This window comes from uncultured Cedecea sp. (assembly GCF_947498825.1).
In the GTDB taxonomy this organism is placed as follows: domain Bacteria; phylum Pseudomonadota; class Gammaproteobacteria; order Enterobacterales; family Enterobacteriaceae; genus JGM124.
Genome location: NZ_CANMLV010000002.1, coordinates 123,612 through 149,422, shown reverse-complemented (window position 1 = coordinate 149,422; position 25,811 = coordinate 123,612). Strand labels below are relative to the sequence as shown.

The 25,811-nt window shown below is 45.4% G+C and carries 19 protein-coding genes and 1 pseudogene; 6 read left to right on the top strand and 14 right to left on the bottom strand.

The window, feature by feature from the left end; all coding sequences use genetic code 11:
- Positions 1-20 precede the first annotated feature (20 nt).
- The 5 genes from darE to Q1A40_RS04060 all read right to left on the bottom strand — a co-directional run bounded on the left by darE (position 21) and on the right by Q1A40_RS04060 (position 6,066).
- Positions 21-1,346 carry a darobactin maturation radical SAM/SPASM protein DarE gene (gene darE / locus Q1A40_RS04080; protein ID WP_299998159.1) on the bottom strand — a complete coding sequence of 442 codons (1,326 nt, stop codon included), beginning with the start codon at positions 1,344-1,346 and terminating at the stop codon, positions 21-23.
- Between the two features lie 18 nt (positions 1,347-1,364).
- Positions 1,365-2,024 carry an ATP-binding cassette domain-containing protein gene (locus Q1A40_RS04075; protein ID WP_299998158.1) on the bottom strand — a complete coding sequence of 220 codons (660 nt, stop codon included), beginning with the start codon at positions 2,022-2,024 and terminating at the stop codon, positions 1,365-1,367.
- A gap of 1 nt (position 2,025) precedes the next feature.
- Entirely contained in the window at positions 2,026-3,282 is a 1,257-nt protein-coding gene (gene darC, locus Q1A40_RS04070) for a darobactin export ABC transporter periplasmic adaptor subunit (protein ID WP_299998157.1), read from the bottom strand.
- On the bottom strand, positions 3,282-5,669 hold the full coding sequence (gene darB, locus Q1A40_RS04065) for a darobactin export ABC transporter permease subunit (protein WP_299998156.1): 2,388 nt from the start codon (positions 5,667-5,669) through the stop codon (positions 3,282-3,284). The genes darC and darB overlap by 1 nt, the downstream gene beginning before the upstream one ends.
- Positions 5,670-5,877: 208 nt before the next feature.
- Positions 5,878-6,066: a hypothetical protein gene (locus Q1A40_RS04060; protein ID WP_299998155.1), complete on the bottom strand. Its 189-nt coding sequence runs from the start codon at positions 6,064-6,066 to the stop codon at positions 5,878-5,880.
- A gap of 546 nt (positions 6,067-6,612) precedes the next feature.
- On the opposite strand from Q1A40_RS04060, the pseudogene Q1A40_RS04055 reads away from it, so the two are divergent.
- Positions 6,613-6,753, top strand: a pseudogene (locus tag Q1A40_RS04055) (IS3 family transposase); the annotation flags it as partial.
- 146 nt (positions 6,754-6,899) lie between these two features.
- Here the strand turns inward: Q1A40_RS04055 and hcr are convergent.
- The 3 genes from hcr to Q1A40_RS04040 all read right to left on the bottom strand — a co-directional run bounded on the left by hcr (position 6,900) and on the right by Q1A40_RS04040 (position 10,609).
- Positions 6,900-7,868, bottom strand: a complete 969-nt coding sequence (gene hcr, locus Q1A40_RS04050; protein WP_299998154.1) for an NADH oxidoreductase — start codon at positions 7,866-7,868, stop codon at positions 6,900-6,902.
- A 10-nt stretch (positions 7,869-7,878) separates the two neighbouring features.
- Positions 7,879-9,531, bottom strand: a complete 1,653-nt coding sequence (gene hcp / locus Q1A40_RS04045; RefSeq protein WP_299998153.1) for a hydroxylamine reductase — start codon at positions 9,529-9,531, stop codon at positions 7,879-7,881.
- A gap of 220 nt (positions 9,532-9,751) precedes the next feature.
- Positions 9,752-10,609 (bottom strand): ChaN family lipoprotein, encoded by an 858-nt coding sequence (locus Q1A40_RS04040; RefSeq protein WP_299998152.1) that lies wholly within the window; start codon positions 10,607-10,609, stop codon positions 9,752-9,754.
- A 312-nt stretch (positions 10,610-10,921) separates the two neighbouring features.
- On the opposite strand from Q1A40_RS04040, the gene Q1A40_RS04035 reads away from it, so the two are divergent.
- The 3 genes from Q1A40_RS04035 to Q1A40_RS04025 all read left to right on the top strand — a co-directional run bounded on the left by Q1A40_RS04035 (position 10,922) and on the right by Q1A40_RS04025 (position 14,822).
- Positions 10,922-12,466 carry a PTS transporter subunit EIIC gene (locus tag Q1A40_RS04035; protein WP_299998151.1) on the top strand — a complete coding sequence of 515 codons (1,545 nt, stop codon included), beginning with the start codon at positions 10,922-10,924 and terminating at the stop codon, positions 12,464-12,466.
- An 11-nt stretch (positions 12,467-12,477) separates the two neighbouring features.
- Positions 12,478-13,848, top strand: coding sequence for a 6-phospho-alpha-glucosidase (locus Q1A40_RS04030; protein ID WP_299998150.1), 1,371 nt, complete (start codon positions 12,478-12,480; stop codon positions 13,846-13,848).
- A 203-nt stretch (positions 13,849-14,051) separates the two neighbouring features.
- Positions 14,052-14,822: a MurR/RpiR family transcriptional regulator gene (locus Q1A40_RS04025; protein ID WP_299998340.1), complete on the top strand. Its 771-nt coding sequence runs from the start codon at positions 14,052-14,054 to the stop codon at positions 14,820-14,822.
- Here Q1A40_RS04025 and Q1A40_RS04020 read toward each other — a convergent pair.
- Positions 14,819-16,291: an MFS transporter gene (locus Q1A40_RS04020; RefSeq protein ID WP_299998149.1), complete on the bottom strand. Its 1,473-nt coding sequence runs from the start codon at positions 16,289-16,291 to the stop codon at positions 14,819-14,821. The genes Q1A40_RS04025 and Q1A40_RS04020 overlap by 4 nt on opposite strands.
- A gap of 91 nt (positions 16,292-16,382) precedes the next feature.
- Between Q1A40_RS04020 and Q1A40_RS04015 the strand changes: the two genes are divergently transcribed.
- Positions 16,383-17,189 (top strand): helix-turn-helix transcriptional regulator, encoded by an 807-nt coding sequence (locus Q1A40_RS04015; RefSeq protein ID WP_299998148.1) that lies wholly within the window; start codon positions 16,383-16,385, stop codon positions 17,187-17,189.
- A gap of 25 nt (positions 17,190-17,214) precedes the next feature.
- Here the strand turns inward: Q1A40_RS04015 and Q1A40_RS04010 are convergent, their stop codons facing one another.
- Positions 17,215-17,418: a YfgG family protein gene (locus tag Q1A40_RS04010; protein WP_299998147.1), complete on the bottom strand. Its 204-nt coding sequence runs from the start codon at positions 17,416-17,418 to the stop codon at positions 17,215-17,217.
- A 316-nt stretch (positions 17,419-17,734) separates the two neighbouring features.
- Here Q1A40_RS04010 and Q1A40_RS04005 point away from each other — a divergent pair, with 316 nt between their 5' ends.
- A complete protein-coding gene (locus Q1A40_RS04005; RefSeq protein WP_299998339.1) occupies positions 17,735-19,990 on the top strand; it encodes an EAL domain-containing protein in 2,256 nt (751 codons plus the stop codon).
- 45 nt (positions 19,991-20,035) lie between these two features.
- Here Q1A40_RS04005 and ppx read toward each other — a convergent pair whose 3' ends face one another.
- From ppx to purM, 4 genes are all read right to left on the bottom strand, one after another.
- The gene (ppx, locus tag Q1A40_RS04000; protein WP_299998146.1) at positions 20,036-21,574 is read right to left on the bottom strand and encodes an exopolyphosphatase; all 1,539 of its coding nucleotides are present in this window, start codon (positions 21,572-21,574) and stop codon (positions 20,036-20,038) included.
- Between the two features lie 6 nt (positions 21,575-21,580).
- Entirely contained in the window at positions 21,581-23,641 is a 2,061-nt protein-coding gene (gene ppk1, locus Q1A40_RS03995; protein WP_299998145.1) for a polyphosphate kinase 1, read from the bottom strand.
- A 283-nt stretch (positions 23,642-23,924) separates the two neighbouring features.
- On the bottom strand, positions 23,925-24,563 hold the full coding sequence (gene purN / locus Q1A40_RS03990) for a phosphoribosylglycinamide formyltransferase (protein ID WP_299998144.1): 639 nt from the start codon (positions 24,561-24,563) through the stop codon (positions 23,925-23,927).
- On the bottom strand, positions 24,563-25,600 hold the full coding sequence (gene purM, locus Q1A40_RS03985; RefSeq protein ID WP_299998143.1) for a phosphoribosylformylglycinamidine cyclo-ligase: 1,038 nt from the start codon (positions 25,598-25,600) through the stop codon (positions 24,563-24,565). Before purM ends, purN begins: the two co-directional genes overlap by 1 nt.
- Between the last annotated feature and the right edge of the window lie 211 nt (positions 25,601-25,811).

The window sequence follows — 25,811 nt, the reverse complement described above, 5'->3', positions numbered from 1 at the left end:
TTTTTTGAAGTAACATGTATCTATGATAAGACAGTATTCTGTTCCTTATCTAAAAATTCAGCAATTACCGCTAATAGTTTTCCTGTACCACAACAGTCATCCTGATAACCAACGACATGCCGCCGATTAATCACCCGATCGTGCGGACATCCCCCTTGGCATAGATAAAACCAGCGACACTGGCGCATTTTATTAAAAACATCCTGCTCCTCACGCCTTGCTGTTTGGTTATGCCTCGAATTGGCTAGAAGGTTTGCCAGATCGTTTTTCAATAATGATCCATACTGGCTATTTGCATCACCTACATATTTATCACAGGGGGATACGTTTCCGTTTGGCTCAATCGTAATGACTTCCTGCGAACAATTTTCAGACCAGTAACAGGCAGCTAATTGAGTTCCTGGGAATTTTATTGCGTGGATAAAATCACTAAATTGTGGAATAACTATTTTTGTGCGGTATTCATTCCACCAAATTATAAATATTTGAGTCAGAAAGGAAATGAAATCAGCATAAGTAATATAACTACTATCTATTTTATCTCCAGAGGGAATACGATTATCAGGGACGATGTTAAGAAACTCGATATTATTAAGACCTATTTTTATGAAGTAATCTAACATTTTTCGATGATCAGTTTTATATACTTGCTTGTCAACAACGATTAAGGCTCCAAAGGGTATGTTATGTCTCTTAAGTTTTTCAATTCCCAATGCAACACGTTGTGAAGTTCCTCTACCCCTGTAATCGACTCTACGAGAATCATGAATAGCAGGGACACCGTCCAAGCTAATACCAACATGCATTCCAATTCCTTTGATAAAGGATAACCAATCATCCGAAATATTCACTACATTTGATTGCATTGAGTTAGTAATATGATGTTCTGGTTTCTTGAATTTTTGCTGTAGCCATATTAATTTTTGAAAGAACAATGGTTTAAGCAGCGTTACTTCACCACCATGCCAGACAAACTCAAATCGTTTAATATTTGGAATGGATAATATTTTATGGATAATAATTGCCATTATCTCAAATGACATTGTTTGATTAGGGCCTTCAGCCCAGGAGTGGCAATAAGTACAGCGTAAATTACATAAACGAGTTGCTTTTAATACGATAACTAATTTTTTTGCAATCAGTGGTTGTACTGTAATTTCTCGTTGTATCTCAATATGAAAAATATTTTGTTCTTCAGTATCTAATAAATCTCGTTCAGATATTTGACCAATTAGGTAAGCACTCATTTGTCGATAATCTTGAGTGGCAATTTTTTCGAGCTCACTTGCATTTAGCATTGATGTTAGATTTGTCTCGAGCTGAATAGTAGGTATGATTCCATTCATTTATAACCTCCTTCTCTGTCATGTAAGATATCCATCCTTCATTATCAGATGCCGTCCGGCATAATCTGCTGCTTCTAAAGAATGGGTGACCATAATAACGGTGGTGCTCATCTGGTTAATTTCGGTTAGCTGATTTAATACTATGCTACTGTTTTTACTGTCTAAATTCCCTGTGGGTTCATCGGCTAAAATGATCTTTGGCCGGGAAATCATCGCGCGAGCTATAGCCACTCGCTGTTGCTGGCCTCCGGAAAGCTGTGCCGGATAATGGGCTCCTCTGGCGGATAATCCGAATTGTTCAAGTGTTTGTGTTACGCGACTTTTGCGCTCAGTCTTTGGTACACTGCGATACTTAAGGGGTAGCTCGATATTTTCATATACCGACATAAATTCAATCAAATTGAAGGACTGAAATATATAACCAATCAGCTGGCGGCGAAGTGCTATTTTTTGGCTGTAAGTCATCTGAGTGACTTCCTGCTGAGCCAGTTGCAATCGGCCAGTATCCAGTGTTTCAAACATCCCAATTACATTGAGTAATGTTGTTTTACCTGAGCCGGATGGCCCCATAATAGAGACAAACTCCCCAGCTTCGACACGCAGATTTATATCGCGTAGTGCCAGCGTTTTGATTGTTCGTGTGGTATAAGCCTTTTCGGCATGTTCCAGATTTATCATATTATTCAAACTCAATAATGTTCGATTTGGCTATGTGGCTGTCAGTAAAGACAACAACTTGTTGCCCTGATGACACTCCACTGGTTATTTCCGACTCTATTTCACCCTGACGTTTAATCACAACAGCGGTTTTAAAGGCGCGATGCTGTTTCTCATCATAGAGATAAACTGAGGTACTCTTTTCTTCGATAAAAACGGCGTTAGAAGGGACATGTAATACATCTGATGTGGTTGCTAATGATATTTGTAGATCGACAGATTGCCCCCGCTTTAGCGACAAGAGTTGCGGATGAGCAAGAGCAAATCTTGCAATAAATTTACCGTTTTCTACCTGAGATGAGACCGAGATAATAATGAGTGGTATATCGGTACCAGCATAATGGGCGATGACACTGTCCTGGGGTTTGATTTTGTCCAGATAGTATTCACTTAATAAGGTTTCAAAATAATAACTTCCTGTATTATCTAAGGTGGCGATTTGTTCCCCAGCTTTAATTTGCTGGCCAATTTTCATTGTTAAGGGTGAAAGAATGCCGTCGATCGGTGCTGTAATGGTGAGTTTTTCCAGGCTTTTCTCTGTCTGTTTTATCAATTTTTCCAGATAGTTGAGTGAAGCCTCTATTTCCGTAAGTCGTAACGGGTGCACACTTTCTTGCTGTTCCTGATAAGTGGTTAAAATCCTGTTGCGTTTTTTCCAGTATGTCAGTTCATCCAGCAGTTGTTCATAGGTGGCTTTTTCCATAATACCGCGTTCGTACAATACTTTTTTACGCACCACCTCTTTATGGCGTTTATCTGTTTGATACTGAGCATCTTGCTGAGCCAGATGCGTTTCAAGGTCATCTTTTTCCAGCAACCGACGAATATTACGTAGATTATTGATTTGTTCAGTAACATCGGCAATTCGCGATGTCACTTGTAAAACAAAGTCATCATTGGAGAGTTGGGCAATAAGATCGCCTTTTTTAATTTTACTGGACTCAACCTGGCGAAGAGTTGTTATCGTGCCGCCGCGTTCAGAGGTTACCATTACACTTTTACCCGGTATTGCCACTGCTCGCGTTACTAGTCGATCAGTAAATGTGCCGCGTTGTACGGAATGAAGAGTGATACTGGCTAAGGGTATGCGTGTTATCTTTTCTGTCCTGAAAAGTGTTATCAGCCACAGAAATAACAGGGCAAACAGAATCAGCGCCAGAGCGACTAGCCCTTTTGCTAATCGATGCGCTGTATTTTTGTTGTCCAGTTGGATATCCATCAGGCTGGCTTTCTCTTTAATTGGTGTCGTGTGCCCTGAACATTGCACAGCACTAATGCTATCGCCATGATGGAAATAACCACCAGACCCAGGAGTAACAGAGAGCCAAACGCATTGATGTAGACAACTCCGCTTATAGACGGATACTGCTGTAACCAGCTTCTTAATAACAGGCTACCCGGAAGAAGTGCGACGGCTAACGAAAGCACTATTGGCAGGACATAAAGTCGTAGAAAAAAAAACATGCTGGTGGCAACAGAGCCTCCCACTGCCTCCATAATTTTTAGTGTGCTGTTTAATCGTTGTGCTTCCGAAATACTAATAATCAGGGTACTTATCACCATAACGACCAGTGCCAGTATTGCGGTAAGCATGATGACACTGAGCATCAGGTGAGAGTTCTGAAAATGGTGGTTATGAATTTGCTCTACTGTTTGTATTGACAGACCTGGGGGGCCATAGCGTTTAAGTAGTGTGATAAGGGCTGGCAGATGCTGTTGATGCGAATATGAAAGTGTTGCAAATTTTTCCAGTCGATCATTGATAAAAATGATTAGCGGTTGTGGGGAGGAAAGGTGTTCTCCGAGATCGAAATCCTCCACTATTTGCAATACGCGCAGCTCCTGTTGCTGTTCTGGATAGGGAATGTAATAGCGAGTATTAAGCACTTCATCGAAGCTCTTTTGTCCCATTGCATGCATAAATTCCCGAGTGACAATAGCATGCGATACACGATCGTCTGAGCTGGCTAACAGCCTGCTTTTCTGACCTGCTAGCGTGGTTAATCCCCAGACATCGATAAAGTTTTTATCTGCAAAGAGAGCATTAACGGTAGTGAACTGGTCATGTACTGACTGCTGAGCATGTTGCACACTGAGTATCTGGCGCGACATATCAAAGGGCTGCCAGCTGCTTAAGCTGAGATTTGAGGTTTCTTCTATTTCTTTGAGTCTTTGTTGTAACTCATGCACACTACCCGACGAATAAAATCCCTCATCCAGCGAGAATGTTAAGCGGTGCGTTTTCTGATAACCAAAATCGGTATTTTCCGCGGTATAATTTTGCGTCATTACCCCAGCCCACAGATAAACAGTAATACCTGTCACCACAAGCTGTATCACCATTATGATCCGATTATTGTAATCAGTTTGCCTGTGTTGATAGCGGCTTAAACTATGTGAAGTTTGTTTGTCGTATATAAACAGTGAAAGATTGAGAACATGCGAACTCAGCATAATCAAGCCGATAAACAGCGCTACGCCGGTAAAAATTTCCAGTATTTGTATTACTGACTGATGAGCGAACAGGTTATTGATATCTGGTGAGAGCTGTACTAACCCCCAGAGGAAAAAGCCTGCTAATGTCACTGTTATAAGAAACTGCGGTAATAACAGATTGAGTGATTCTGTCAGAAGCTGACGATTTGAGGCACCGATGCTGCGTTTGATATGCAGGCTGGGTAGTCTGGCTGTATTGAGAATACCGTTGATATTGAAAAAATTGATCGTTGTAGAAAGCAGGACAAACAGCGCGGCAATATACAGAATATAAAGTAATGACTTTGCGCGTGTAGTAGCAAATTCATCGGCATAGCCATGGTTGTAATGCATATCCTGGATCTGTCGGGCACTAAAAGTAAGAAATGATGACGGCGTAAAAGGTACACCCGCCAGTTGTGGTGCGTCACGGGTGACGATATCAGACAGTATCTGTTGATTAAAATGTGAGTGACCGGAGTGAAGATGAGCAAAGGCATAGACATGGGTATCATACCAGTCCAGCCGCTTATCCTGATACTCATCTACCAGGTCGGGAGTGAAGGCAATAATGGCCGGTAAATTAAGACTACTATTGGGACGTGGCTCAACAAGCGCTTTAATAATAAACTGCCCACTTTTTCCCAGATCAACTATTTTACCAAGGGGCTCATCCAGTCCGAGATACTGGCGATTAAAATCCGCAGTGATGTAGATCTCATGTGGTCCTGGAGCCGGCAAATGATTACGAAAAGGATGAAGTTGTTCCATAAATGCAGGTGTAACGGCAAATACAGATATATGGGGGATCGTACTCCCTCGGTGATTGAGTTGGGCATCCAGCCGCCAAGTATAGCCCACGCTCTCAATATCGGGATGTTTTTGTAGTGCTTCGACTAGTGGAAAAGGAGTTTTCGCTGAACGCACAGTATCGCCATTAGGGAGATTGAACTGACTTTCAATACGATATAGTTGTTGAGATTCAGAGAGACTCCGATCAATACTGCGGTCAGTAATATAAAGCATAATGACCAGCACTGTCGCCGCCAAGCCAATAACAGTAATCACCAGAGCTAAAAGAGTTGCTGCGGGTTTTAGTTTTAAGTCATTAATGAATATATTTAAATTCATCAGCAGCGATACCTGTTAGTTTAATCACTTAGTTATGTTTTTATACTTCAAGTGCATATATATATACCCGTCATACTTCGAGTTTCTTGGGTGTTGCTGGCGTTCAGGCAGCCGAATCACATAGTCCATCTATGCTCATCGACTGCCTTCTCTTTTTGTCTAGAAGCAACTCGAATTATTTTGGGTATATATGATGATATTATTTAAATTAATAATTAAAACCCTTTGACCAATTCCAAGCCAGGGCTGTTGTTTGTTGAGGTAAGTGTAATATCTCACCAACGTTTCTGGTGTTAATGGTAGGAAGCATACCTTTTACACTTTGATTTAAAATAATTAATCGTTCATGTAACTGACTTGACGATGATACTGGTTTTTGATCGGTGATTGTATTCATATAACCTCCATGTCTTTTTTCTTGAAATACGAGGGTGAGTATAAGCGAGTCGTCATTTTCAATCACCATCTTAAAGCTGATTTTATCTTAGTCAATCATAATAGTCCTATATTAAAATACGGATTATATAATAGGCTTGTTAATTATTTTGTTATTCATTCATTGAGTGTTTTATTTGTTCTCTGTAAATATCAAAACGGAAAGTATAACAATAACTGTCTTGTTTTAGGAGAGCGTTATAATAGCCGTTGTATCCAATATAATGGATTTATACCCGTCATACTTCAAGTTGCTTGGGTGTTGCCTGCGTCCAGCCCGCCGAATCACAGAGTGTATCTATGCTCATCGACGGGCTGAACTGGGCGCCTATAAGCAACTCGAATTATTTTGGGTATATACCCGTGATCATTGAAGATGCTCGATTTGTTGACAACAGAGGATCATGCTATCCACCATGAAAATCTTCATCACTGAACAGCAAAAAACTGAGCTTGAGCGCCTTCATGATTCCAGTCGCGATAAACCGGTTTAAGCTATCCTTCTAGCTTCCGCTGGCTGGGGTAGAGCCTGTTTTCATCATTGAATGAGTTGTAGGAATATGCGGCAAAATGGCAATGGTTTTATCATCACGAACGACCGAATAGGGTGCTGAATGGTTTTATACCGATGCAGCATATTCATCGTTTAAGCTGCTCCTACTTATCGATTCCGATAAAGATTTTATTATTACCAATGAGTTACAAGTATCGGCAGGCGCTTTGAGGTTTTATTGATGAGGATGTTTCCGTGAAGAGAAACGCCCTTAAACTTATGAAAGGGCGTTGTTCGGGTTCTCAGGCGAGTACCAAATCGCTTACCGGCTGGCAGGCGCAAGCCAGTACATAGCCATTGGCTATTTCCTGTTCGGTGAGGGTCATCGTGCTACTGACGTTATATTCACCGGAAATAATCCGAGTTTTACAGCAACCACATACTCCTTCGCGACAGGCGGTATTCACGGGTACCTGATTGCTTTCCATCGCTTGCAGCAGGGAATGGCCCCGTGCCGCGAAGAAGGTTTTTTCAGGGGACAGTTTAGTGAATTTGATGCCTTCAGTAACGGGGGCCGCAATCGGGGTAAAGAACTGCTCTTTATAGAAATCTGTGACACCCAGTTTATGTGCCGCATTTTCAACCCAGTCCATATAAGGGGCCGGACCACAGCAGAACAGGGTACGTTCAGTGAGTTCTGGCACCGCGTTTAACATTGCTTCCGTCAAACGTCCCGACATAAAACCCTCACAGGCATCATTTTCTGCGACCAGACTGACCTTATAGTCTTGCCACTCATCAGCGAAAATAACATCTTTTGGGGAACGTACACTGTAGATAACCTGCACATCTACCTCAGGACGAAAAGCGGCCAGCCAGCGCTGCATCGACATGACTGGAGTCACGCCACAACCCGCTGCCAGTAATAATATTTTTTTACTGGTGATGTGGTCGCAGGTAAATGCACCCTGGGCATCAGATAACCAGAGATAGTCACCTCGTTTTACATTCTGGGTCAGCCAGTTCGAACCTGCGCCATTATCAATACGTCGTACTGTCAGTGTGATGTACTCGCTGACACCTGGAGTTGAAGACAGGGTGTAGGCTCGCAGTGTATCGCTGTTATTCCCGATACTGACCAGCGCGTACTGGCCTGCGCGATAGGGATAATAATCGTGGCAGAGCAGCGACAGTGTCCAGACATCTGGTGTTTCCTGATGAATATGATGTACCTGCATACGCCACGGGCACTGGGAAGTTGGCATAGTCATGATTACCCCCTTATACGTTCAGCATCTGCTGCATATCTTGCTCAACGGTAGTGACGGGACGCAGACCAAATTTTTCATTGAGCACCGCGAGCAAATCAGGTGTCAGAAAACCGGGTACAGTTGGGCCGGTTACAATATTAGTGACGCCTAATGACAGCAACGTCAGCAGGATAACAATGGCTTTTTGCTCAAACCATGACAACACTAGTGACAACGGGAGTTCATTGACGCCGCAACCCAGTTTTTCTGCCAGTGTGACGGCCAGTATGATGGCGGAATAAGCATCATTACACTGTCCGGCATCAATCAGACGCGGCAGTCCTTCAATGTCACCGAAATCGAGTTTATTAAAGCGATATTTACCGCAGGCCAGTGTCAGGACCAGGCAATCTTCCGGAACTTGAGTCGCGAAATCAGTGAAGTAATTACGCTCACCGCGTGCACCGTCACAACCACCGACCAGGAAGACATGGCGCAGTTTTTCCCGGCTAACTAAGTCAATCAGCGTATCCACCGCACCCAGCAATGTCTGGCGGCCAAAACCCACGGTTATCAGATGCTCGATTTCACTGTAGGGGAAACCCTCTAACTGCAATGCCTGATTTATCACCGGGCTAAAATCATCCTCTTCCAGGTGATTGACGCCCGGCCAGCCGACAATGCTGCGAGTCCAGATACGATCCTGATAGGAACCGACAGCAGGATCGATAATACAGTTGGAGGTCATCACAATCGGGCCCGGGAAGCGGGCAAATTCAACTTGTTGATTCTGCCAGCCGCTGCCGTAGTTACCGACCAGGTGTTTGAATTTACGTAGCTCAGGGTAACCATGTGCGGGAAGCATTTCGCCATGTGTATAGACGTTAACGCCGGTATTTTCGGTTTGTTGTAGCAGATGATAAAGATCTTTCAGATCATGCCCGGAAATAAGAATACATTTACCCGCGACGGCTTTAACGTTGACCTGGTTAGGTGTTGGGTGGCCGTAGGCATTGGTTTCACCGGCATCAAGAATTCGCATGACGCTAAAATTCATTTGACCGATTTCCATTGAGCATTCAAGCAATGCGTTCATATCAGCAGGCCAGGTACCCAGCCACGCCATAATCTTGTGATATTGGGCATAGATAGCGTTGTCATACTGGCCCAGCACATGAGCATGTTCCATATAGGCTGCGGCACCTTTCAGACCATACAGGCAGAGTAAACGCAGGCCGAGAACATTTTCGCCAATCGTAGCTTTGTCACGGTTAGGAACAAACGCCATTGCCTGTTTTTGTAAATCCCCGAGATCGCCACTTACGAGCTGTAAATCTGCCATTGGGTGATCCACTGTGGCATTGACGTCTAGCGTAAGGCAGATAGCTTTCAGTGCCTCGCGTTTAGCGATGGCTTCGCGCGCATAACCGACGATACGTATTGAGTCAAAATTGACATTTGTCAGCGTTGAGAAAAAGGCGCGAGGGGCGAAGTTGTCGACTTCATGATCAATAATATCGTATTCACGCGCTTTACAGGCCCAGGCGGAAAGCCCTTGTAGCGTCGCAATTAACAGATCTTGTAAGTCGGACGTCTCGGCGGTTTTACCGCACATACCTTGGGCATAAGCACAGCCGTTAGCGGCTGGCGTACGAATAGTTTGTTCACATTGCACACAAAACATAATCTCACCTATCTTTATAAGTTGTATTTTAAATACATCTTTAAGCTAGGCTTAATTTTGCAGACTGACCAGAGGATTTTATAGCTATTTGCAGTGAATTTGATTTAGCGCAATTTTGGTGACGGGTATGTAATATTTAACGTTCTTTTTGACAGGAAGGTATTACCCCTCTGTCAGAAAGAACGTTAAAACGGTGTTATTCTGTGCCTGTATTATTCCGTTATTTTTTAATAGTCGGAACATACCAGACATAATCCGCCTGAGCTGCACTGACGGTTGTGCCTTGAGTTGAGAGTATCAGCACCACTGCTGGCTTGCCGTTCAGATCCTGAATATGCAACGGTACGCCGACATCTTTAGCCGCATGGTATCCGCCAACAAACAGCAGGGCGGGTTGTGGTGCATTCAGTAATTGCCCGGCCATAAAGCGGTCGCGATGTTGTTGGATAGCCAGCATTGCCGTGAGTTGTTTGGCTTCAATATTGCCTCCATGCATGACTGTAATAGTGTCAGATATTTTGTCCCGAACCGCCTTCTGTGAACTGTGCTCGCCTGCCGGGAAGGTCGAGTCCTGATAAATTTCTGTGATTCTGGCACGTGAGATATTGGCACTCAGCAGCGGGGCTGGGCCTTTCAATCCTTCTGTCACGAGCTTGCCATACATCGGCCATGGCCAGCCTTTATTCCAGCGAATAGTCTCTTGTATTTGTGACTCGCTCAGGCTTTTTCCTGTTGCCAGGGATTGTCTGGCTTCATCGATAACCGGCTGTTGATCCTGAGTAATCATCTCCAGGAGCACGCTACCCTGAGGGCGTTTCTGTTGCAGGTTTTGCAGAAGCCACAGTTCAATCTCGTGATGTGCGATATTGGTATGCTCTTCACCCACGATCACCATCGGGGCATCACTTAGCACCTTAAGCAGTTGTTGAGGGGTCAGTGCTGCACCTGTCCGGATATTTTGAATACGTGAACCTTCAGGAATGAGTGAGTTGGCTGTTTCAGACGATGTCTGGTGCTGACAAGCCGCTAATACCAGGGAGCTACATACCAGCAGACAGCTGAAGATGGATTTTTTCATTTTAATTAATAAGTTACGTTTCTGTAAGTGATGAATCAAGATAACATTTTATCGTTGAAAGAAGATAATGATAATTAATATCAGTAACCTTCGCCTTAATTTTATCCCCCGCAATGAAACGGCAGTGAACAACGCTTTCCCGATTGGCCTGCTCAATCCCTCTGTTACCTTGATCACAGCTCCAAAGGTTACATGTAACCTTTAACGTCATTTATTTTAAAAACAACAAGATAGCTGGATATCTCTCTTGTAATCCTGTTAATTTGACGAGCGAGACGCACAGAAAGTGCGCGCCTATTGAGAGAGACCTCTATGAAACGAGCCGTTAATGCCCTACAAAATTTTGGAAAGTCGCTGTACGGACCGGTGCTTATCTTACCCATTGTCGGATTATTTATTGCGTTCGGTAATGTGCTGGGTAATGGCAATTTAGCGGAATACCTTCCGTTTCTTGGCCACCCGTTTATTCAGCATACCGGACAGCTGATTGCTAAATCAGCCGTTTCATTGCTGGTCAATTTAGGTCTGGTATTTGCCGTTGGCATTCCTATTGGCCTGGCGAGCCGGGATAAGGGATATGCAGCGTTGATAGGGCTGGTCACTTTTGTGGTGTTTATTAATGCGATGAATGTGACATTACAGATTCAGGGACAGCTGTTACCCGCAGCGCAGATGCGTATGGGAGGACAGGCAATGGTGCTGGGGGTACAGGTCCTGGAAATGGGCGTCTTTGCTGGTATTCTGACCGGGGCTCTGGCCGGTTATCTGTATAACAAATACTCCGTCGTTCAGTTTTCCGGGGTGATGGCAATTTATTCCGGACACTGTTTTGTCGCCATTATCATGCTGCCGGTTTCTATTCTGCTTGGTGTGGTCATGAGCGAAGTCTGGCCCTATGTTCAGCACGGCATTAGCTCGATGGCCCTGGCAATAAAAGACTCCGGGCCATTTGGGGTCGCGATATACGGTTTCCTTGAGCGTATTCTGGTGCCGACCGGACTGCATCATCTGGTCTATACCCCCTTCCTTTACACCGAACTGGGTGGGTCAAAAGAGGTCTGCGGAACGCTATACCATGGTGCACGTAATATCTACTTCGCCGAAATGGCCTGTCAGGATGTCAAGCAACTGAGTAGCACGGTGGTATGGGATGCGCGTGGTATCAGCAAAATGTTTGGTCTGCCAGCCGTGGCACTCGCCATGTACGTGACAGCTAAACCAGAACGTAAGACTCAGGCAAAAGCAATCCTGTTACCCGCCGCCCTCACTGCCATGCTGGTCGGGGTCACTGAACCACTTGAATTTGCTTTTCTGTTCGTCGCACCTTTGCTGTTTGTTGTTCATGCCGTATTAACAGGAATAGGCATGGTGTTGTTTTCACTGTTTGGCGTTCACGCTATCGGTGCTAACGGTTTCATCGATTTTATTCTCTATAACTTGCCGCTGGGTAGCGAGAAGTCTAACTGGCCGATGTATATCCTTGTGGGCCTCATCATGTTCGGGCTTTATTTCATCACCTTCCGTCTGTTGATTGTGCAATTAAATATGAAGACGCCGGGCCGCGAAGAAGATGAAGAGGAGACTCGTCTGCACAGTAAGCAAGAGTATCAGGCTCGAGGTAATAACCATGAGATAGGTAAATCGATTATTGCGGGGCTTGGTGGAGCAAACAATATCGACGTAGTGGATAACTGCTACACCCGACTACGCGTCACCGTTAAAGATGTTGCCATGATTGATGAGCCAGGGCTCAAGGCAACAGGTGCCAAAGGCATTATTAAACAAGGTAATAACGTTCAGGTGGTCTACGGGCTGCATGTCAAGAAAATGCGAGAAGCAGTAGAGACGTTTCTCTGAAGGAGACAATTATGTTTACACCCCCATTTATTCTGTCTATTGCTGGTGGCGGCAGTACCTATACACCGGGTATCGTAAAAAGTCTGATGGTCAGACTGGCAGATTTTCCGCTCGCGGAAATCCGTCTCTATGATATTGATACCGAACGGCAGAACACCATTGCACCGGTTGTGGAAAAAGTGATTCGTGACCATAGCCAAGAGATTAAATTTACCGTTACTGACAACCCTGAAGTAGCCTTTAGCGGTGCGCATTTTGTTTTTGCTCAGATGCGCGTAGGGCAATATAAAATGCGTGAGCAGGATGAGAAAATCCCTCTGCGTCACGGTGTTGTAGGGCAGGAAACCTGTGGTCCGGGTGGTTTGGCATACGGTTTACGTACTATTTTGCCGATGGTTGAGCTTATCGATATGGTTGACCGTTATGCGGATAAAAAAGCCTGGATTGTGAACTACTCAAACCCGGCAGCCATTGTCGCAGAAGGTGTGCGTCGCCTGCGCCCGAACGCCCGGGTGCTGAATATTTGTGATATGCCAGTCGCAGCGATGCGCAATATGGGGGCGATCCTCGGTGTTGACCGTCATAAGCTTGAAGTGGACTATTTTGGGCTGAATCACTTTGGCTGGTTTACCCGAGTGCTGGTGGACGGTGAGGACAGACTCCCGGAGCTACGTCGTCACATTGCCCGTTTTGGTTTACTGACCGAAGATGCAGCAAAAACCGATCCGCAGCATTCCGATCCTTCATGGGTCAAAACATGGCGTAATATTAAGCCAATCATGGATAACTTCCCGGAGTATTTGCCGAATCCTTATCTGCAATATTATCTGATGCCTGACCAGATAGTAGCACATCAAAACCCGGACTATACCCGCGCCAATGAAGTGATGGATGGGCGGGAGAAAAAACTGTTTGCAGCCGCGGCGGAGTATAAGCGCACCGGTATTCTGTCCGATGCCTTCCATGTGGGCGTTCATGGTGAGTTTATTGTTGATGTGGCCCGTTCACTGGCCTTTAACCTGCGTCAGCGCCACTTGGTGATGGTAGAGAATAAAGGAGCGATAACTAACCTGCCTTATGATGCCATGGTCGAAGTACCTGCCTGTATCACCAGCGAAGGGCCGGAACCTGTACGTATTGGTCAGGTGCCATTATTCCACCAGACCTTGCTCCAGCAGCAACTGGCATCTGAGCAACTACTGGTTGAGGCAACGATTGAGGGAAGTTATGAGAAAGCACTCCAGGCCTTTACGCTGAACAGAACCGTACCGACAATGGAACACGCGAAATTAATTCTCGATGAGATGATTGAGGCTAACCGCGATTACTGGCCGGCTTTGCAACAAGCCTGGCGTGATGGTGAAGCTGTCAGCAATCAGTGACTAAAACCCTGAGCGACTTGTCGGTGTGAGAAAAAACACCGACAATCCTATTTTGATTAACAGGCTCAGGGGCTACATATGTCATCAGGTGATTTGACTCTTATTCATTGGTACTTAAAAACGCGCGATGGCTGGAATATTCTGTCTGATGTGCTGAAAAAACGTACTGAATGTCTGATTCCTGCACTCAGGCGGGTAGCCTGATGGATACTCGTCTTTCATCCCTGTTAACGCGTGATGCCAATTTAACGCGTGCTGAATATCGTATTCTCTCCTGGTTAATGGAACACCCTTTACGGGTCGGGCATATTACCGTTCGTGAATTGGCTGAGGCGACCTACGTTTCTACCGCCACAATAATGCGTTTAGCTCAGAAGCTCGGTTTTAGCGGTTTTAGTGAGTTTATCTGGCACTGCAAACAGCTATTATCAGAAACGCCACAGTGGGCGACGCGAACGAATAATGTTCCGGAACTTCCTGCGTTATTTAACCAGTTTGTCGCTAATTATCAGCAAACCTTCCAGTGGGTTACCGAAGAAAAACGTCATACTTTTACTCAGCTTTTGCGCGAAAAAGAGAGCTTTTTTCTTTATGGTGCGGGTTTTTCCTATTTATTTGCCGAGTATTTGACTAAAAAATTACAAGTGCTTGGTAAAACTGCTTTTATTTCAGGTCCGGGCGATAGCCGCAATATCTTTTTGAGTAATGCCGCCCGTTATCAGGTATTTGTTGCCGTTTCACGCAGCGGTGAAACGGAACAAGTACTGGATAAGGCGAGGATCGCACAAAATATTGGCATGACAGTGGTGGCATTTACCCGTGCATCAGCGAATAGTTTGGCAGGCATGGCCGATCTGCATTTTGCCTTATATGACGAAGCTGTCCATTATGCCGCGGAGGCCGCGGGTGTGACCTCCTTTGAGTCAAATCTGGTCTTGCTGATGGACTTGCTGTTGCTGGAAGCGACCGGTTAACGGCCGACTTCTTTGTCAATACCACGACTACGTTGGAGAAGCCTGATAATCAGAATGATAGCGATAACAACAGCAAACAGGTTGTAAATCATTGCACCTGAAAAAGCGTCAAGATAGCGTGCGGCAGTGGTTAAACTGGCGTCACGGGTCAAAATATTCATAAAGAAAATACCGCTAATAGAGACACCGAATGCCCCTCCTACTTGCTGCATGGTCGAAATAAATCCTGCTGCGATACCCGCATGGCGTTCTTCTATGTAACCAATCACAAGATTCAGCATAGGAGTCATCGCCATTCCCTGGCCAAAACCTAAGACGATTAACGGCCAAATCAGTAGAATAACGTCTGATTCCTGACTGAAATTCCAGGTCATCACCATTAATCCGGCAATTCCGGCGGCATAGACCGCAGCACCTTGAGCAATAATTTTGTTGCCAAAACGAGCCACCAGTTTCGGTGCGGACAGTGAGGAGGCGATAAACCCGACACTGCAAGGCGCAAAGATCATCCCGGCAGCAAGGGGAGAAAGCCCCAGTCCGGACTGGAGTAACAGGGCGAAACAAAGAAAAAGTGATGTTGCGGTAGAATAAATCAGTAAGACACACAGAGAGCCGACAGAGAAAGCCGGTTGGCGAAATAATGTCAGCGAAATAATCGGTGTTCCGCCCATATTCGCGAGGCGGTATTGCCAGGTCAGGAAGAGGGCTGTCAGAGTAAGACCTGCAATAAAGCTGTATCCTGTCCAGAGTGGCCAGCCGATATTGGGCCCTTCAAGAAGTGGCAGTAATAATAGCAATAACCCGCAGCTAATCAGAATGACACCCACCCAGTCGATATCAGTATCTGTTTGGGCTTTTGATTCCGGAATGGTGCGAGCGGCAATAGCTGCCAGTATACCAACTGGGATATTGATTAAAAAAACCACCCGCCAGCCGAGTCCGAACAAATTCATTTCAACCAGTAATCCACCAATCACTTGTCCGGCAATAGCGGCTAATCCCAGGGTCATACCGAGTAGGCCAAAGGCTCTGCTACGTCCCTTGCCATCATAGATGACACGTAATGAGGCATAAATTTGTGGGAACAAAAGTGCGCCTGCAGCACCTTGCATCAGGCGGGCTGCAATTAATATCGTTGCTGAAGCAGCAACACCACAAAGGAAGGAGGACAACGTGAAGGCCAGCATACCGAGAATAAACAATCGCCGCCGTCCATGACGGTCACCGAGTCGACTTCCGGCTATCAGGAGTACACCAAATGCGAGTTCATATCCGGCGATAACAAAAGCAATATCAGCGAAGCTTGCCTCGAAACTTTCCTGAATAGAAGCCACTGCAATATTGACGACAAAGAGATCAAAGATGGTTATGAAACCTCCGAGTAACAGGATAAAAAGCGCAATCGGGGAAGCGGGGCGCTGAGCCTGGTATTCCGCCGGGCAGGTTGCAGGTAGTGATGTATCAGTCATAAAAGCTCCGGTGTTTTAAGAAACTTGTCGGAGTGTCGCAGAACGTTTAACCTATTACTATATAACTGGTTATACTGTTACTGAGGGTAATATGCTGGGCAACCGACTGAACAGAACTCATAGTGAACTGGGTGATTTTTTACGTCACAGACGTGAGTCACTTTCTCCCTTGGATGTTGGGTTACCTGCCGGAAAGCGGCGGCGAACGCCCGGCCTGCGTCGGGAGGAGGTTGCGGCACTCGCAGGGGTTGGTATTACTTGGTATACCTGGCTTGAGCAGGGCCGCAGTATTCGGGTATCAACGAGTTTTCTTGATAACCTGTCCCGGGTACTGAAGATGGATGAAATTGAACGACGCCATCTGTTTCTGCTGGCTCATCAACGTCCCCCGGCGATGACGGCTCAGACAGAGTGTCAGTTATCCCCTATGATCCGTCTGTTACTGGATGATTTAACTCTGCGCCCTTCCTATATTCTTAACTTACGCTGGGATGTTCTGGGCTGGAATAGGGCTGCTGATTCTCTTTTTGGTTTCACTGAACGTCCGGAATCAGAACGAAATATGCTGTGGATGTTATTTTCTGATTGTCAGTTAAATAGCAAGATTGTGGACTGGTCTGCTCAGGCTCCCCAGGTATTAGCGAGTTTTCGGCGTGATTTTGCCCGGGCACCAGAAGATGAGGACATGGTAAACCTTGTTGCTATGCTGAGTGAGATATCGGGTGATTTTAAAACCTTGTGGAGCCAGCATGATGTTCATGGTCGTTGTGAAGGCCAGCGAACATTCCAAATAGCGGAGGAGGGGGAGGTGACCTTTAACCATACTTCATTTATTGTCGATGAAGACAAACATCTGAGATTGGTTTTCTACGCGAGAATGCTTCAGAATGCATCTTGAAAGCGCAGCCTGAGGTAGAGAGGACCTATAGCGTATTATTACGTTCTGTCGACTGGGTACTTTGCTGAGATTGCTGATTTTGTTCTTTTTTATCCTGATGGTGATACCAGGCACCAATCGAAGAATATACGAAACGACCAAATAAAAATAAGAAACTGATCAAAAGGATAATACGCGTCATACGATTATTGAATCTGTTGCGGTTTCGCATCAAAGTATCCTGTGCCACGTGAGGGGGCTGAGAAATAATCCATTATTCTGGGAATATGAGTATTTAGTCACAGGGAACATCTCAGGTCAATTTTTCACGGGCTGGCAGTGATAAATTTTCTCCGTCAATCTATAGTTTGCAGAGTAGGACCGTTTCGAAGTGGTTACTGTCTGACAAAGTCGCAGCATATTTGGTAATACTTTAATTTTATTATAAACATTTATTTCTGGTTAAAATTCTCCCTCTTATCGCGTATCCATGCAGCATGGATAAAAATGAGTCAGTGTTACTTGCGGCACTAAACCCAATCAGGAAGGGGAAATGATATATGACAATGCGTTTCTTTCTTTGGTATCAACGTTCAAAAAATAAATGGTGGGCACTGCCGCTTATCCTTCCGAGCCTCTTGCTACCTCTGGTTGTTAGTTTGAACGCCCAGACTCTTCTTGATGGTAGTCGGGTTTTCTTGCTTTACATGCCACTGGCCCTGATGACCGCTTTTGTCATGCTTTTCGGCTGGGCAGCTTTACCTGGCATCGTGCTGGCATTATTGATTCGTTACCTGCCCATGAAGTCCGAGCTCGTTGTTCTTGTCTATACATTCCATTATTTAGTGCCGCTGAGCATTAGCTGGTTTTGTTACCATGTTTTTGTGCCACGGCATCGTGTCGTTCGATTTGACATGATGCATCTGGTGATGGCGCGAATGTTCTGGCTGGTCTGGGTTAACGGAACGCTATTTTTACTGTTCTATGAAGCGGGTTTACTATTGGGATTGTACGACCAAGAGTATTTAATTTTCCCGGAAATGCTGTGGACGATTCGTACACTTATCAATTATCAGGCAGTATTAGTGGGCTGCCTTACCGGGTTGCCTTTCTTTTATTACCTGCTGCGGATTATTATTAATCCATTGTTTATAAAAAGTTTTTGGCGTCGTATGGTGGCGCAGAAACAACAGGGTGTCACGCTAACTGAAATCCTTCTTTGGAGCGCCCTGGTTGTTTGCTTTATGGTATTACTCCTGAATCCCATCAGCGAAAAAAGTACGATTTTTAATACCGATTATACGTTGATTCTGATGCTTCCTGTCATGTTATGGGGAGCCATGCGTTTTGGTTTTCTGTTTATCATCAATGCCTGGACCTTGTTACTGATCCTGCTTTCGTCAAAATTCCATCATTATCTTTCGCCTGATATTGGTATTGAACTTCATTTAGCGATAGTGTCCTCTTGTAATGCTGTTTTTTCGGTCACTATTTATCTGATGGCCGCACTCACGACACGACAGCGCATTTTGCATAATAAATCCAAACGACTGGCCTACATTGACCCGGTGTTACAGATGCCCAATTTACGTGCATTAAGCCGGGATTTAGAACAGCATAACTGGTCAACTGTTGGAGTCATCACCATTCCGGACTTGGAATTATTGGGGCGTAATTATGGTGTCATGTTGCGCATTCAGTACAAGCAGCAGTTGGCGGCATTTTTACGTAACAAATTGATGCCAAAGGAGATGGTTTATCATTTATCCGGTTCAAGTTTAGTTCTGCGATTGAATCATAATCATGATTCTCCTCAACCTTTATTTTCCCCGGATAAAATTGAGACTATCTATCAGCGAGCCAGACAGTTCCGGTTTATCTGGGATGGGTTGCCACTTCAGCCACAAATAGGGATGAGTTATTGTGATATCCGTCATCCCGTTTCTCATCTCTATTTACTGCTAGGTGAACTGGGTGCCATGGCTGAAAACTCACTGACGACCTGTCGCCCAGAAATACTGCAAACACAGGGTTCAAACCCGGTTCAGAACGATGTGAAGCATAAAGTCGATATGATGAACCGCTTACAGTACTCTCTGGATAATGGCCGTTTTGTGCTGATGGCGCAGTCTATTGAAGGTGTTCGGGGAGATACTTATTATGAAATTTTGCTGCGGATGCAGGGTGATAATAATGAGCTGCTTACACCGGATAAATTTATGCCGATTGCTCATGAATTTGGTTTATCTGCGAGAATTGATCGTTGGGTACTCAATGCAACGTTAATGTTTATGGCGATGCATCGTAAACAATTGCCCGGATGCCGCTTTTCTATCAATCTGACGCCGGTATCTGTGTGTCGAGAATATTTTTCGCAGGAAGTCAGGCGACTACTTGCCCATTATCATATTGAGCCGTGGCAGATTATTTTTGAAATAACAGAATGTGACTCTCTGATTAACATGGAACAAGCTAATATCACGCTAAGCGCCCTGCAAAGTATGGGATGCCGGATAGCAATTGATGATTTTGGCACGGGCTATGGGAGTTATACCAGCTTGAAAGAGCTGAACGCTGATATGTTAAAAATAGACGGCGGTTTTATCCGTAATATTCTCAGTAGTAGCCTCGATTATCAGGTTGTTAGCTCTATTTGCCAGTTAGCGCGCATCAAGAAAATGCAGATTGTTGCAGAGTGCGTGGAAACAGAATCAATCAAAGAAGCGGTCATTCTGTTAGGGGTTGATTATATTCAAGGATATCTGAACAGTTATCCTCAACCACTGGAGAGCCTGCTGGATAACAAAAGCCCGTCGCAATAAAGAAATGCGACGGGCTTGAGACTGGTGCTGATAATAACGTTCTGATCAGAAGTCGAGAATATGAGGGGCTTCCTCAATGCTGAGTTTCCAGTCAAGAACCGTTTCCCAGTATTGTTGCTCTCTTTCCAAATCTAACTGGACCAGAGCGTTCTGACTAAACCAGTCATGAGGAAAGCGTAGAGTCCAGTGGTTTTCATCGGTAACCAGTGTCAGTGTCGGCGGCGTTGTCGTCGACTGGCGCTGATTATTCAGTAACACTGCCAAACGCAGGATCTGGATCAACGGCAGGAAATGCTTTTTCCTGAACAAGGTAAAGCGCGGGAAGTCATCCAGCCTGACGACACGACGGTGGTAACGAACCATAGTTGCCATCAGGAGCTGCTGTTCCTGAGTGAAACCCGGGAGGTTAGTGTTTTGCAGAATATAAGCAGAGTGGCGATGTAATCCGCTGTGGTTAATGCTCAGTCCGACTTCGTGCAGCATAGCCGCCCATTTCAACAGCGCGGTTAACTGCAGGTTTGCAAGTTTGGGATTCTGTTCTTCCCATTGCTGATGAAGATTTTCAACCGTTTCCAGTACGCGTCTGGCCTGATCGCTGTCGATATGATACTGCTCCGCCAGGCTCTGCGCCGTACGAATACGCACGTCCTGATGACGGAAACGCCCCTCCATTTCGTAGAGCACCCCTTCGCGTAATGCACCGTCAGAAAGACGGAGTTCACGAATCGCCAGGGCATCAAATACACCACAGAGAATCGCCAGTCCGGAGATAAATACTGACTTACGTTCCTCTGAAAGTCCTGGCAGGCTTAACGCGGAGATATTTTTAAATTTCAGAACTTCGCGTTGCAGTATTTCCAGACGTTCCAGAGTGATCATGCCATCTTTTTCACCCATTTCGACCAGGATCTCATGGGCGGTTTTGATGGTGCCAGAAGCACCCAGGGCAACTTTCCAGCCTTTAAGACGGAACTGCCAGGCCAGATTCTCCAGCTTCTGTACTGCCGTCATGCGTGCGCGTTTAAAGTTGGCTTCAGTGATGTTGCCGTCAGGAAAGAATTGGCGGGCAAAACTGACGCAGCCCATACGACGGCTTTCAACTAACAGTGGTTCAAAATTTTCACCTATGACCAGTTCAGTCGAACCACCGCCAATATCAATCACCAACTTACGGCCACGCTCGGGCTGAGTATGTTCAACGCCCATAAAGATAAGCCGGGCTTCTTCATTCCCGGAGATTATCTCAATCGGATAGGGGATAACCAAGGCTGCACGTTGCAAAAATTCGTCAGCATTGGTGGCCTCACGCAGCGAGTGTGTGCCCACAATACAGACATTATCAGGATTGAATCCTTGCAGGCGTTCGGCAAAAAGCGCCAGACAGGAAAGCCCACGCTCCATGGCTTCTTCATTTAATCGGCCATCCGGGCCCAGACCATCGGCCAGATGCACTCGTTGTTTGAGGCGACCAATAATTTGCATCGCTCCATCAACCACACGGGCAATAACCATATGGAAACTATTGGAACCTAGATCAACCGCAGCAAATTCCTGTGGTCGGGGAGTTGGGTTTGATAGCGGCATAGTGCGTTATTCAGGTTGTTCCAGCAATTTAAGGTAATCGTAAATCGCTAATTGAGAACGTACTTTGCGGCGGTTGCCACGCGGTACATAGCGATTACTCAGTTCTTTATCAACGATGCGTGCTTTCACCGTATCACTAAACAGGATATCCATGATATCCAGCATCTGCTTTTTCAGCCGCGGGTCGAGGATCGGAACAGCAACCTCTATACGATAGTCAATGTTACGTGTCATCCAGTCAGCAGAAGAAAGGAACACGTTTTTATCACCACCGTTTTCAAAGATATAAACTCGGTCATGCTCGAGATAACGGTCAACAATACTGATCACACTGATATTGTCGCTGACACCACTAAGATTCGGAATTAATGAACACATTCCTCGGATCAAGAGGTTAATCTTCACCCCGGCAGTTGATGCTGCATACAGTCTGTCTACCAGCCCTTTATCGACCAGATTGTTGAGTTTAAGCGTAATTCCGGCAGGTTGTCCATTTTGTACATGGGTAATTTCACGGTCAATCATATCATAGAGCAGACGACGTGAATTTTGTGGTGAAACCAACAAATGGTCAAAGATGACCGGACGATAAGGATTTTCTATAAAGTTGAAAACCCGACGAACTTCGTTGGTAATACGCGAATCAGCGGTGAGTAACGAATAGTCAGTATAAATTCGCGCGGTTTTTTCGTTAAAGTTGCCGGTGCCGATGTGTGCGTAACGTACGATCTCTTCGCCTTCCATACGCGAAATAAGGAAGAGCTTGGCATGGATTTTCAGCCCAGGAGCGGAGAAGATAACATGCACTCCGGCCTCGGTGAGACGTTTGGCCCAGTGAATATTGGCCTCTTCGTCAAAACGTGCCTGCAATTCTACAACAACCGTCACTTTTTTGCCGTTATGCGCGGCGTGGATCATCGAATCAATAATGCGTGAGTCTTTTGCTACCCGATAAATATTTATTTTAATCGCGAGTACGCTGGGATCAAAGGATGCCTGACGCAGCAGTTCAAGTACGTGCTCAAAGGTATGGTACGGATAGTAAAGTAAGACATCACGCTCGCGGATAGCATCAAAGCCATTGCGGAAATGATCGAACCACGTGTGGCGTAAACGGGGGAGTGGTTTATTCACCAGGTTAGCTTTGCCGACATTCGGAAAGCTAATAAAATCTTTAAAATTATGATAGCGACCACCAGGAATGATGGAATCATAGTTTGAGATAGTGAGCTTATTGCAGAGCATTTCAACCAATGCTTTTGGCATATCGCGTTGATAAACGAAACGTACGGGCTCAGCCGTTAACCGCTGTTTCAGGCTGGAAGACATCAGTTCCAGCAGACTGGATTCCATTTCTGTTACCAGGTCGTACTCTGCGTCACGGGTCATCTTCATCGAATACGCATTCAGTGAATCGTAATCAAAGAACCCTTTAAAGATATCATCAAGACAATAACGTAATATGTTATCAAGCAAAATCATCGGTTTGCGACGACGTGGTGCTTCAGGCGGCAAGTTAACAAAACGCGGAACTTTATCTGATGGAATTTCGAGTAAGGCATAGCGAATATCATCGCCACGCATAATTTCGACTGCCAGATAAGTATAATCGTCTTTCAGAAACTGGACTAAATCAGTATCACGATTAATCAGAATAGGAGTGATATGTGGACGTAACTGATGTTTAAAAAAGCTACGTAACCAGGATTGCTGGTTGAGCGATAACTGACGTTCATTGATCAGAAAGATTTGGTTGCGTGCCATTTCCAGCAGCAGATCGTTGTACAGACCGTCAAACTCCAGATCGGCTTTGATTACCCGAGCCTGAATTTTATTCAGTAAATGACGCTGATTAGACGGTAATCCCTGCTCTTCATTAATCAATATCCGTCGCTTTAACTCGGCAAATCGGACTTTGTAGAACTCATCGAGGTTATTGGAATAGATGCCGAGAAAGCGCATCCGCTCAATAAGCGGGTTAGTTTTATCTGCTGCTTCCTGTAGAACACGTTCGTTAAAAGTTAACCAACTCAGTTCTTTTTCGATATACAACTTATCCTGACCCATTAGTCCTCACATTCTCTTACGCAGAGACGACAATATTGTCATCATCACGTTATTTATTATGGCGAGCTTTCATCAAAAATGTCCAACTTCGTTAATAAAATTATCTGACAGAATTATGACAGCAAGATGAGATCAAAGTAAAAAGATGAAATTTTTTAATGGATTGAGAGCCTTGATGAACGGAGGGAAGAGGTGCAACAGTGAAAATACACTTATCAGTGAGCAAAACAGAATGACCGAAAATTTTAACCCCCAGGAGGGGGTTAAAAAAGATTCAGAGACATCAGTCAGCCGCATGGCCTTGCGGAGGAAGGCGTACATTATCTAACCATGCAGCGTTATCCCGCATAGCTAAACGACCATCGACAAACCAGCTGACGACTAAAGGATAAATAGCATGCTCCTGATGCTGAACGCGTGCAAAAATGTCACTTTCTTCATCCTCAGGAAATACCGGAATTTTGGCCTGTAAAATAATTGGCCCGCCATCAAGTTCTTCAGTCACAAAATGCACGGAAGTGCCGTGTTCCCGATCGCCATTTTCCAGTACTTGGCGGTGGGTATGAAGTCCGGGATATTTCGGTAATAAAGACGGATGAATATTCAACAGCCTTCCGCTGTAGTGTGCAACAAAATCAGGGCTCAGAATTCGCATATAGCCTGCCAGTACGACGAGATCTGGAGCCCAGGCATCAATTTCAGTGATAAGCTGGTTATCAAATGCTTCACGAGTAGCGTAATCACGAGGGAGAAGTGAAAAGGCCGGAATACCGGCATCACGAGCCCGCTCAAGGCCGAAAACATCGGCCTTATTACTGAATACCGCACGAATGGTGCCGTTAATCTTCTGTTGCTCACAGGCATCAATAATAGCCTGTAGATTAGAACCACTACCGGATATCAGCACCACAATATTTTTCATTACTCAATAACCACACGATCTTCGCTATCAGATGCTTTGATGATACCCATTTTCCAGGCTTTTTCACCTTTGGCGTTCATCAGTTCAACGGCCTTATCGGCCTGCGCTGCGGGGAGGGCGATAATCATGCCAACACCACAGTTAAAGGTACGGTACATTTCGTGGCGGCTGATATTACCTGCCTGTTGCAACCAGCCAAACACTGCCGGCCACTGCCAGGAAGACTCACTGATAACGGCCTGGGTGTTATCTGGCAGGACGCGAGGAATATTTTCCCAGAAACCGCCGCCAGTCAGGTGAGCAATAGCGTGAACATCGACCTGTTCAATCAGTTCAAGAATATTTTTAACGTAAATACGGGTAGATTCCAGCAGATGGTCGGCCAGCGGCTTACCTTCCAGTTCGGTGGTCAGCGGATCGGTACCACTGACTTCCAGCACCTTACGTACTAATGAATAGCCGTTGGAGTGTGGGCCGCTGGAGCCAAGGGCAATCAGTACATCGCCATCGGCAACTTTAGAACCGTCAATAATTTCTGATTTTTCAACCACCCCGACGCAGAAACCAGCAACATCGTAGTCTTCACCGTGGTACATGCCCGGCATTTCAGCCGTTTCGCCGCCAACCAGGGCGCAGCCTGATTGCAGACAACCTTCAGCAATACCGGTTATCACACTGGAAGCGGTATCAACATCCAGTTTGCCGGTGGCGTAATAGTCGAGGAAGAACAGCGGCTCAGCGCCTTGAACCACGAGATCGTTGACGCACATAGCAACCAAGTCAATTCCAATCGCATCGTGGCGTTTTAAGTCCATCGCCAGGCGCAATTTAGTCCCTACGCCATCGGTGCCTGAAACCAGAATGGGTTCACGGTATTTCTGTGGCAGAGCACATAGTGCGCCAAAACCCCCTAAACCACCCATTACTTCAGGACGGCGCGTTTTTTTTACTACGCCTTTAATTCTGTCGACCAGAGCGTTACCAGCATCAATATCTACACCGGCATCTTTATAGCTGAGAGAGGTTTTATCGGTCACTGCGCGTTCCCCGTGGGTGGTATGAAATGAAAACGTGGCAATTCTAACAGTGGAAGCAAACGTTTGCGAGCCTCTTATTGATGGCTGATGTATAATTGTTCAATCTCTACTATTCTTACTGATTCACCAGAACCTGATGCAATACCTATAGCACTGCCGTTAAAAAGCGGTATAATCCGGCGATTTTTTTTATGCCAGACTATCTCGGGGA

Bases quoted from the DNA above. Each gene is read 5' to 3' on its own strand.
- darE (WP_299998159.1), bottom strand. From the start codon at position 1,346: ATGAATGGAATCATACCTACTATTCAGCTCGAGACAAATCTAACATCA.
- Q1A40_RS04075 (WP_299998158.1), bottom strand. From the start codon at position 2,024: ATGATAAATCTGGAACATGCCGAAAAGGCTTATACCACACGAACAATC.
- darC (WP_299998157.1), bottom strand. From the start codon at position 3,282: ATGGATATCCAACTGGACAACAAAAATACAGCGCATCGATTAGCAAAA.
- darB (WP_299998156.1), bottom strand. From the start codon at position 5,669: ATGAATTTAAATATATTCATTAATGACTTAAAACTAAAACCCGCAGCA.
- Q1A40_RS04060 (WP_299998155.1), bottom strand. From the start codon at position 6,066: ATGAATACAATCACCGATCAAAAACCAGTATCATCGTCAAGTCAGTTA.
- hcr (WP_299998154.1), bottom strand. From the start codon at position 7,868: ATGACTATGCCAACTTCCCAGTGCCCGTGGCGTATGCAGGTACATCAT.
- hcp (WP_299998153.1), bottom strand. From the start codon at position 9,531: ATGTTTTGTGTGCAATGTGAACAAACTATTCGTACGCCAGCCGCTAAC.
- Q1A40_RS04040 (WP_299998152.1), bottom strand. From the start codon at position 10,609: ATGAAAAAATCCATCTTCAGCTGTCTGCTGGTATGTAGCTCCCTGGTA.
- Q1A40_RS04035 (WP_299998151.1), top strand. From the start codon at position 10,922: ATGAAACGAGCCGTTAATGCCCTACAAAATTTTGGAAAGTCGCTGTAC.
- Q1A40_RS04030 (WP_299998150.1), top strand. From the start codon at position 12,478: ATGTTTACACCCCCATTTATTCTGTCTATTGCTGGTGGCGGCAGTACC.
- Q1A40_RS04025 (WP_299998340.1), top strand. From the start codon at position 14,052: ATGGATACTCGTCTTTCATCCCTGTTAACGCGTGATGCCAATTTAACG.
- Q1A40_RS04020 (WP_299998149.1), bottom strand. From the start codon at position 16,291: ATGACTGATACATCACTACCTGCAACCTGCCCGGCGGAATACCAGGCT.
- Q1A40_RS04015 (WP_299998148.1), top strand. From the start codon at position 16,383: ATGCTGGGCAACCGACTGAACAGAACTCATAGTGAACTGGGTGATTTT.
- Q1A40_RS04005 (WP_299998339.1), top strand. From the start codon at position 17,735: ATGCGTTTCTTTCTTTGGTATCAACGTTCAAAAAATAAATGGTGGGCA.
- ppx (WP_299998146.1), bottom strand. From the start codon at position 21,574: ATGCCGCTATCAAACCCAACTCCCCGACCACAGGAATTTGCTGCGGTT.
- ppk1 (WP_299998145.1), bottom strand. From the start codon at position 23,641: ATGGGTCAGGATAAGTTGTATATCGAAAAAGAACTGAGTTGGTTAACT.
- purN (WP_299998144.1), bottom strand. From the start codon at position 24,563: ATGAAAAATATTGTGGTGCTGATATCCGGTAGTGGTTCTAATCTACAG.